Origin of the sequence: Pseudomonas sp. Xaverov 259, assembly GCF_019352915.1 — a bacterium.
Taxonomy (GTDB): domain Bacteria; phylum Pseudomonadota; class Gammaproteobacteria; order Pseudomonadales; family Pseudomonadaceae; genus Aquipseudomonas.
Window position 1 is genome coordinate 142009 of the sequence record NZ_JAAAFV010000017.1, and the last position, 9464, is coordinate 151472.

The following is a 9464-nucleotide window of genomic DNA, read 5'->3' on the forward strand; positions in this document are numbered from 1 at the left end:
CTTTCAGATCAAAAGCAGATCAAGATCAAGATCTACAGCACGGCGGCCTGAAAGCCGACCTGAGTGGTTGAAGCAAGAGCCAGATCAAGTGCAAGGCAAAAGCCTCTCTGCCTGATGCAACGCAATCTAAATGTGGGAGCGGGCTTGCTCGCGAATGCGGTGGGTCAGTCAATTCATCTGTCACTGATGCACCGCATTCGCGAGCAAGCCCGCTCCCACAGTTGACCGCATGCAGCTTTGAAAATGAGGTCGGCTGCGGATTTGCAGGCATTGAAGAGCTGCTTTTCTGTGGGAGCTGGCTTGCCTGCGATGCAGACACCTTGGTGTATCAGGCACACCGAGTGGATGCTATCGCAGGCAAGCCAGCTCCCACCTTTGACCGAGTATGGCTCTGCTGTTGCTGTTGCTCCGGCTCTTACATCCTTTTCGATGACGAAGTCAGCGGTCTTTTGATCTGCGCTTGTGATCGTGATCTTGATCTGAAATCGCCCCGTCAAACACGATGGCCGCAATTCGACAGTGATTTGGGGGGTAAACCGGCAGGGATGCCGGTTTAGCCGCCCCGCGCCATGGATGGCGCGTGGCGGCGGCCCCCCAAATCACTGTCGGATTGCGGGCATGCCGAGCCTAAGCGAGGCACCGAGTGTTGGGGCGTGACCTTTTGGTTACTTTTGGGTCTTTCCAAAAGTGACCCGCTGTAAGAGCGGAACCATAGGCAGCCGTTACCGCAGCAACGGATATGTACTCAGCAACCCCGCGCCCGACCGCCCATCCCTCTGGTCAGCCCGTTAACGTTGTGTAGATACCCATGCTGCGATAGCGATGGACCCGACAACATCGATGCAGGCAGTGCCGACGCCATCGCAGGCGAGCCAGCTCCCACAGAAAAGCGAATCAGTGGTGCGGCTTAGCTTTTCGGCTGCAGCAACAACGCCACCAACGCACTCCACCCCGTCTGATGCGACGCCCCCAGGCCACGCCCGGTTTCGCCATGGAAATACTCATGGAACAACACCAGATCGCGACTGGCCGGGTCTGCTTCCAATTGCGCATAGCCTGCCATCGACGGGCGCAGGCCATTTTCATCGCGTAAAAACAATCGCGTCAGACGTTGACTGAGGCTGTCGGCCACTTCTTCAAGGGACGCCAGATAACCACTGCCCGTCGGGTACTCAACCGAGAAATTGTCCGCGTAGTAGCGGTGAAACTCGCGCAACGATTCGATCAGCATGTAGTTCACCGGCATCCACAGCGGCCCGCGCCAATTGGAGTTGCCGCCGTACAAACGTGAGTCGGACTCGCCGGGCTGGTAGCGCGCGCACAGGGTGTCGCCGTTCATCTTCAGGGCCAGTGGCTGCTCGGCGAAAGCCTTGGATAACGAGCGCACGCCAAACGTCGACAAAAACTCCTGGTCATCGAGCATGCGCCGCAGCAGGTCCTTGGTGCGCTCGCCGCGCAGCAAGGCGAGCAACAGGCGGTTGCCCTGCCCCGGTTCGTTCCAGCGCGACACCAGCTTGGCCAAATCCGGCCGGTGCTTCATGAAACCCAGCAGTCGCTCACGCAAGCCTTGCAGCCCTTCGTGCTCGCGTTGCTCCAGCACCAACACGGCAAACAACGGCATCAGGCCGACGATGGAGCGCAGGCGCACCGGCTCGTTCTGGCCGTCCGGGCGGTGCAGCACATCGTAGAAGAACTGGTCCTGCTCATCCCACAAGCCTTCGGCGCTGTCGTCAACACGGTTGATCGCGCCGGCGATGTACAGGAAGTGCTCGAAGAACTTCACCGCAATGTCCACGTACACCGCATTGCGCTTGGCCAGCTCCAGGCCGATGCGCATCAGGTCCAGGGCATAAGCCGCGACCCACGCGGTGCCGTCGGCCTGATCCAGCTGGTAGCCCGGCGGCAAGGTGGCCGAGCGGTCGAACAAGGCGATGTTGTCCAGGCCCAGGAAGCCGCCCTGGAACAGGTTGCGGCCCTCGGCGTCCTTGCGATTGACCCACCAGGAAAAATTCAGCAGCAGCTTGTGGAAAATCCGCTCGAGAAAGTCCATGTCGCCCACACCGGTCAACGCCTTTTCCTGCTGATACACGCGCCAACTGGCCCAGGCATGTACCGGCGGGTTGGCGTCGTCGAAACGCCATTCATACGCCGGCAGCTGGCCATTGGGGTGCATAAAGCGATCTTTGACCAGCAACAGCAACTGTTGCTTGGCATACCCCGGATCAATCAGCGCCATTGCCACGGCCTGGAATCCCTGGTCCCAGGACGCATACCACGGGTATTCCCAAGTGTCGGGCATGGACAGAATGTCGAAGTTGGACAGGTGCCGCCAATGGGTATTGCGGATGTGCAGGCGCTCGGGCGGCGGCGCAGGTTGGGCCGGGTCGCCGTCGAGCCATTGGTTTACATCAAAGTAGTAGAGCTGCTTGGACCACAGCAACCCGGCCAGGGCCTGACGCTGCACATTGCGCGCGTCATCATCGGCAATGCCTTGCTGCAAGGCGGCGTAGAAGTCGTCCGCCTCTTGGCGGCGCAGTTCAAACAGCTTGCGTGCATTGACCTCAGGCGCGTCCACCGGCGCAAACCGCAGGTACAGGGTCTTGCTCTCCTGGCCCGCCAGTTCGAGGATAAAACGCGCGGCGACCTTGGTGCCCACGTCCCGGCGGATTGCCGAGTCTTCGCCACCCACCACGTAGTCGTTGATGCCATCCTTGAATGGCCCCGGCGCCGGTTGCCCATCGAGCTTGGGGAAGTTGCTTTCGTTTTCGCAGAACAGCCACTCCAGGCCGTCCTGGCCCCAGGCGCTGAGATGGCGGTCAGTCAGCTCATGATGCCGGGCCAGCACCTGCTCACCGTCCAGGCGCAATTGCGGCTTGGGCGCGTCAAGGGTCCAACTCCAGTCATTGCGCGCCCACAGTTGGGGCAGCACCTGCACACGCGTCGGCTGGTCCGCGCGGTTGTGCACGGTGACGCGCATGAAAATATCGTCAGGCTGATGCTTGGCGTATTCGACCGTTACATCACAGTAGCGGTTGTCTTCGAATACGCCGGTGTCGAGCACTTCGTACTCAGCATCCTCAAGCCCACGGCGGGCGTTTTCGGCGATCAGGTCGGCATAGGGAAAAGGCGCATGCGGGTATTTGTAGAGCATGCGCATATAGGCATGGCTGGGCACGCCGTCGACAAAAAAGTACAGCTCCTTGACGTCTTCTCCGTGGTTGCCCTCGGCGTTGTTGAGGCCGAACAGGCGCTCCTTGATGATGCTGTCACGCTCGTTCCACAGCGCCAGGCCCAGGCACCAGCGTTGCGCCTTGTCGCTGAAACCCGCCAGGCCGTCCTCGCCCCAACGGTAGGCGCGGCTGCGGGCGTGCTCGTGGGGGAAGTAGGCCCAGGCATCGCCGTCGGCGCTGTAGTCTTCGCGCACCGTGCCCCATTGGCGTTCACTTAAATACGGGCCCCACTCGCGCCAACGCTCGGCGTCTTGGGCGGCCAGGCGCTGGCCTTCAATAGTTGCAAGGATGTTGGTTGCGGGCGTGGCCGTCATTGGGTCCTCCATCACTGACACAGTGGGGGCAGTGTAAAACCCATCCGTGCGCGGATGCACATGAAGTCGTGTTCGCGCGCGCAAAAAAAAAGAGGCCGCTGATTAGGCGGCCTCCATTTGTGGCGGCGCGAGCTTAGAAGATCGCGTAGGTGTAGTTGAAGATCAGGCGCGTCTGGTCCTGGTCCGCAGTGCCGGTGTTGTGCCCTTTGTAGGTACCGGTACGGAAGGTGGTGCCGAAACCTTTGAGCGGGCCTTGCTGCACGACGTAATCGAGGCGGAAGTCGGTTTCGTTTTCTTTCTGATCGGAGCCACCGGCCACTTTGGACTTGATGCCCGTGCCGTCCAGGTACGCCACGGAGGCTTTCAAGCCCGGTACAAGGGCCTTGAAGTCGTAGGAATACTGGCCAAAATTGACCTGCTCGCCCGCACGGGAGAACTGGCCAACCACAGCGTCGGTGAACAGGTAGAAGTCGCTGCCGCCCGCGCCTTGTGCGTTTGGATCAGCGATGCTGCCCTGGTTGACCCAGACAAAGCCGCCGTCATCGCTCACACCGATGTGACCGAGCATCAGGCTGCTGCCACCCAATTGATAGGTGAACGCGGCGCTGTAGGTTTTGTTGTCCACTTCGCCGGCGTGCTTGGCGTAGCCGCCGTTGTTGTTGAACTGGTAGCCGGCTTCGCCGTTGCGACCGTCGCTGGTGCTGTCGAAGTAGCGCAGGTCAGTTTTGAACGACTGGTCGTTGCCCAATGGCAACACGTGAACCAGGCCGAAGTAGTTCTGTTTGTAGAAGTCTTGCAGGTCGGCGTAGTAGTACTGCAACGTCAGGTTTTTAGCGATGGCGTTGTCGGACGAGCCAAACGGTTTGTAGTCCACGCCGCCGAACTTGAAGCTGTCGCTGTCGCGGGTACCGCCGGCAACGCTCAAGCCTGTGGAGTTGCTGGAAGCACGGCCTTCGGCACGGTTGAGTTCACCACCGGTGAAGGTCACGTTGGGGATGTCGTTGGAGGTCAGGATGCCGCCGTCAAAGGTCTGCGGCGCCACACGGCTGTCGTTGGAGACCAGGATAGGCAACACCGGGGCCAAACCGCCACCGACGTGCAACTCGGTCTGGGAAATGCGGAACTTCACGTTACCCGCAGCGCGACCGAAACTGTCGGCGGGTTCAGTGCCGTTGTTTTTGGTCGGGAAGAAGCTGTTGCCGTTACCCGCCAGGCCCGGGCCTGCGGCGTGGCCGTCGCCACCGTCCAGACGCAAGGCGCCGAACGCCATCACGTCGAAACCGACGCCAAGGGTGCCTTGGGTGTAACCGGATTTGTAGTCAAAACGCAGCAAGGTCGCGGCTTCGCGCAGATCATTGCTGGTGCCCGAACGGTTGTCCGCGCTGTAATACATCGTCCGCGAGCTGACAGCCGCATGGCTGTCTTCAAGAAAACCGCTGTGCCCCGTGCCCGTGCCCAGCGAACCGAGCCCGAAGTCATCAGCGCACGCTTGTTGCGCGAGCAACGCTGCGGTGATGGATAACGCCAGTGTAGAAATTTTCATGTGTAACGGCCCCTAAACATTTTTTTATGTGCGTTGTGTGCAAACGGCGTTTTCATCCCTACAAACGTAACGATTGTTTCATGAGGACCGGGGCGCGCCTCGTGAAGAATTAGTTAGGAAAGTACCCGTGAAAATGAAATTTTCCTGGCGTCGGTTTTTGTCATATTTGCGTCATTTCATTCATTTGCAGAATGAAGTCCTGAGGATTCTTCGTTTGCCAGCCCCCCTAAAGCCCAACAGAATCCAGAGAAAGGCCGCACCCTCACCACCGTGTTCAGGAATTTTTCTATGCCAAGCGCCGCGTATGTCAGCCCCGACGAGATTCGCAAAGACTTTTCCAGGGCCATGTCCGACATGTACCGAGATGAAGTTCCGCTGTACGGCGCACTGATGGAGCTGGTAGCCGAGACCAACACGCGGGTTCTGGAGAGTGATTCGGGCCTGGCCCAACAGCTGCAGCGCACCGGTGAAGTGGAGCGCCTGGCCATGGAGCGCCACGGCGCCATCCGCCTGGGCACCGCCCATGAACTGGCCACCATTGGCCGTCTGTTTGCGGTGATGGGCATGCAGCCAGTGGGCTATTACGACCTCACACCCGCCGGTGTGCCGGTGCATTCCACCGCCTTTCGCGCCGTGCATGAACAGGCGCTGCAGGCCAGCCCGTTCCGCGTCTTTACCTCCTTGCTACGCCTGGAATTGATCGAAAACCTTGAACTGCGCGCCTTCGCCGAAAGCGCCCTGGCCAAACGCTCGATTTTCACCCCTGGCGCGTTGGCGCTGATCGCGCAAGCCGAGCGCGACGGTGGCCTGAACGCGGCGGATGCCCAAGTGTTTATCCGCCAGGCCCTGGAAACCTTTCGCTGGCACCACACCGCCACCGTGACTGGCGCCCAGTACCAGCAACTGAGCGACCAGCATCGCCTGATCGCCGACGTGGTGGCCTTCAAAGGCCCGCACATCAACCACCTGACGCCACGTACCCTGGACATCGACCAGGTGCAGGCCGCCATGCCCGGCAAAGGCATCACCCCCAAAGCCGTGATCGAGGGCCCACCACGTCGCCAGTGCCCGATCCTGCTGCGCCAGACCAGTTTCAAGGCGCTCGACGAGCCCATCGCATTTACCGACGCAAAAGGCAGCCACAGCGCGCGCTTCGGCGAAATAGAACAACGCGGTGTGGCGTTGACGCCAAAGGGCCGCGCCTTGTACGACCAACTGCTGAACGCGGCGCGCGACGAATTGGGCGCCTTCCCGAATGAGGGCAACGCTGCACGTTATGTCGAATTGATGGAGCAACACTTCCAGGCCTTCCCCGATAACCACGCGCAGATGCGGGAACAGGGCCTGGCGTACTTTCGCTATTTTGTCACCGAGCAAGGCTTGGCGGCGCGCGGCCGGGCCGATTCAACGCAGACGCTGGAGGCCTTGATGGCGGCCGGGCACGTGGCGGTGGAGCCTTTGGTGTACGAGGATTTTCTGCCGGTGAGTGCGGCGGGGATTTTCCAGTCGAACCTGGGCGATGCCGCGCAAAGTCACTACACGGCCCATTCGAACCAGGCTCAATTCGAGCAGGCGCTGGGGCGTGGGACGATTGATGAATTGAAGCTGTATGCCGAGACGCAGCAGCGCTCCATAGATGAATGCATCCAGGCGCTGCGTGCATGAAACAGGATGCCCACCCGGCTCAGCAGCGCAATCCTTGCGCCGCAACGGTCCCCAGAGCCGGGTGGACGGCCGGCATAATAAGCAGTGAAGCGCCGGCTGTCCCTCAGACAATTCTGAACAAATATGTCCGCGTCTGTAGGACCCTTTATTGCAGCAAATCCCTTATCTCGTCTTTAACCAACAAGCGTTTGTCCTTGAGCTTCTTTAACGCCTCGTCACTGCCTGACGCCTTTTCAGCGCTCACCACCTGCTCATCGACGGTGTTGTACTTATCAAACAGCGCGTTCAAATGGGGATTTTTCGCCCGACGCCCGTCAACCTCTTCCTTGCTCAAACCCAAATCCTGATACAGGTCGTGTTTCACTGGCATGGAGTACCTCCGCAAGTTGATCAATGGCCTACGCCTTGAAACTAGCCCATTGCAAGGGGTCTTGTCATGTCTTGGGTCAAGGCGGTCCCGTTCGTCGTAATGCGCACGATGGGATCAAACCTTTGCCGTGCCCTGCCCTCCACTGTAGATCGCCACCCGAGGGAGAACGGTTTCATGACTCACGCTGCCACTGCTGTCGACACCCAATGCATCAACACCATTCGCACCCTGGCCATGGATGCCGTGCAGAAGGCCAATTCCGGCCACCCCGGCACGCCCATGGGCCTGGCGCCGGTGGGCTACACGCTGTGGAGCCGCTTCCTGCGTTACCACCCTGAACATCCGGACTGGCCTAACCGCGACCGCTTTGTCTTGTCGGTGGGGCACGCCTCGATGCTGTTGTATTCGCTGCTGCACCTGGCCGGTGTGGTCGAGATTGATGCCCACGGCAAGCGCTCCGGGCAGCCGGCGATAAGCCTGGATGACATCAAGCAGTTCCGGCAGATGAGTTCCAAGACCCCCGGCCACCCCGAATACCGCATGACCACCGGCGTGGAAACCACCACCGGCCCGCTGGGCCAGGGCTGCGCCAACAGCGTCGGCATGGCCATGGCCGAGCGCTGGCTGGGCAAACGCTTTAACCGCGACGGCCAAGTGCTGTTCGACTACAACGTCTACACCCTGTGCGGTGACGGCGACATGATGGAAGGCATCAGCAGCGAAGCAGCGTCGATGGCCGGGCACTTGAAGCTCGATAACCTGTGCTGGATCTACGACAACAACACCATCAGCATCGAAGGCCACACCGAGCTTGCGTTCAGCGAAGACGTGATCAAGCGCTTCCAGGCCTATGGCTGGCACACCTTGCACGTCACCGATGCCAACGACCTGCAGGCCCTGAGCACCGCCTTGGAAACCTTCCAGGCCAACACCGGCGCGCCGACCCTGATTGTGGTCGACAGCGTGATCGGCTACGGCTCACCGCACAAACACAACACTGCCGCCGCCCATGGTGAGCCATTGGGCGATGAAGAAATTCGCCTGACCAAAGCGGCCTACGGCTGGCCGCAGGATTCCAGCTTCCTGGTGCCCGACGACACCCGCACGGTGCTGCGCGATGCGCTGCTGGAGCGCAGCCAACCGCTGTATGAAGCCTGGCAGAAAAAGCTGGCGCAGCTTGAGCAGTACGAACCGGAATTGGCCGATGAATTGCGCCGCATGCGCGCCGGCGAAATGCCGGAGCATTGGCAGGACGAACTGCCCCACTTCGACACCGACGCCAAGGGCATTGCCAGCCGCGCCGCCGGCGGCGAGGTGCTGAATGCCTTCGCACAACAAATACCCTGGCTGCTGGGCGGCTCGGCGGACTTGTCGCCGTCGACCAAGACCAACCTCACCTTCGAGGGCGCCGGGCGGTTCAGTGCCGATGACTACAGCGGGCGCAACTTGCACTTCGGCATCCGCGAACACGCCATGGGCGCGATTGCCAATGGCATGGCGCTGTCCTACTTGCGGCCTTACACCTCGACCTTCCTGGTGTTCAGCGACTACATGAAACCGCCGATCCGCCTGGCGGCAATCATGGAATTGCCGGTGGTGTTTGTGTTTACCCACGACTCCATCGGCGTCGGTGAAGACGGCCCGACGCACCAGCCGATCGAGCACCTGACGCAACTGCGCTCCACACCGGGGCTGCTGACCCTGCGCCCAGGCGATGCCAAAGAGACGCTGGAACTGTGGAAGGTGGCCCTGGCGCAAACCCATCGGCCGAGCTGCGTGGTGCTGTCGCGCCAGGCATTGCCGACCTTGGATCGCACAAAATATGCGGCGGCGTCCGGGGCGGCCAAAGGCGCTTATGTATTGGCGGGTGCTGATACGCCTGAGGTTCTGCTGTTGGCGACGGGCAGTGAAGTGAGCCTTGCGGTGGCGGCTTATGAGCAGTTGAAAACTGAAGGCATTGCCGCTCAGGTCGTGTCGATGCCCAGCTGGGAATTGTTTGAAGACCAGGATCAGGCGTATCGCGACAGCGTCTTGCCACCTGCGGTCAAAGCCCGTGTGGTGGTGGAACAGGCCGGGCCTCTGGGTTGGGACCGCTATGTCGGCCAGACCGGCGCTAAAGTGGTGATGAACAGCTTTGGCGCGTCGGCACCGTTGGCCAAGTTGCAGGAGAAGTTTGGGTTTACGGTGGAGAATGTGGTGAAGCAGGCCAAGGAGCAGATTCGCCTCGCTGGGCGTTGAGGGGTACATATCCGTTATTTGGGTGATGGCGGCTTAGGGTTCCGCCCTGACGGCGGGTCACTTTTGCAAGGACCGGAATGCCGGCCCAGTCAAAAGTAACCAAA

5 protein-coding genes are annotated in these 9464 nt (G+C 60.5%); 2 read left to right on the forward strand and 3 right to left on the reverse strand.

What is annotated here, in order from left to right:
* Positions 1–907: 907 nt before the first annotated feature.
* Together K0H48_RS03085 and K0H48_RS03090 are read right to left on the reverse strand one after the other, a co-directional pair.
* The gene (locus tag K0H48_RS03085) at positions 908–3544 is read right to left on the reverse strand and encodes a glucosidase (RefSeq protein WP_219266354.1); all 2637 of its coding nucleotides are present in this window, start codon (positions 3542–3544) and stop codon (positions 908–910) included.
* 133 nt (positions 3545–3677) lie between these two features.
* A complete protein-coding gene (locus K0H48_RS03090) occupies positions 3678–5087 on the reverse strand; it encodes an OprD family outer membrane porin (RefSeq protein ID WP_219266355.1) in 1410 nt (469 codons plus the stop codon).
* 288 nt (positions 5088–5375) lie between these two features.
* Between K0H48_RS03090 and K0H48_RS03095 the strand changes: the two genes are divergently transcribed.
* Positions 5376–6752, forward strand: coding sequence for a VOC family protein (locus tag K0H48_RS03095; protein ID WP_219266356.1), 1377 nt, complete (start codon positions 5376–5378; stop codon positions 6750–6752).
* A gap of 145 nt (positions 6753–6897) precedes the next feature.
* On the opposite strand, the gene K0H48_RS03100 is transcribed toward K0H48_RS03095, so the two are convergent.
* The gene (locus K0H48_RS03100; protein WP_056860349.1) at positions 6898–7122 is read right to left on the reverse strand and encodes a DUF465 domain-containing protein; all 225 of its coding nucleotides are present in this window, start codon (positions 7120–7122) and stop codon (positions 6898–6900) included.
* Between the two features lie 174 nt (positions 7123–7296).
* Between K0H48_RS03100 and tkt the strand changes: the two genes are divergently transcribed.
* Positions 7297–9360, forward strand: coding sequence for a transketolase (tkt, locus tag K0H48_RS03105; protein ID WP_219266357.1), 2064 nt, complete (start codon positions 7297–7299; stop codon positions 9358–9360).
* Positions 9361–9464 lie beyond the last annotated feature (104 nt).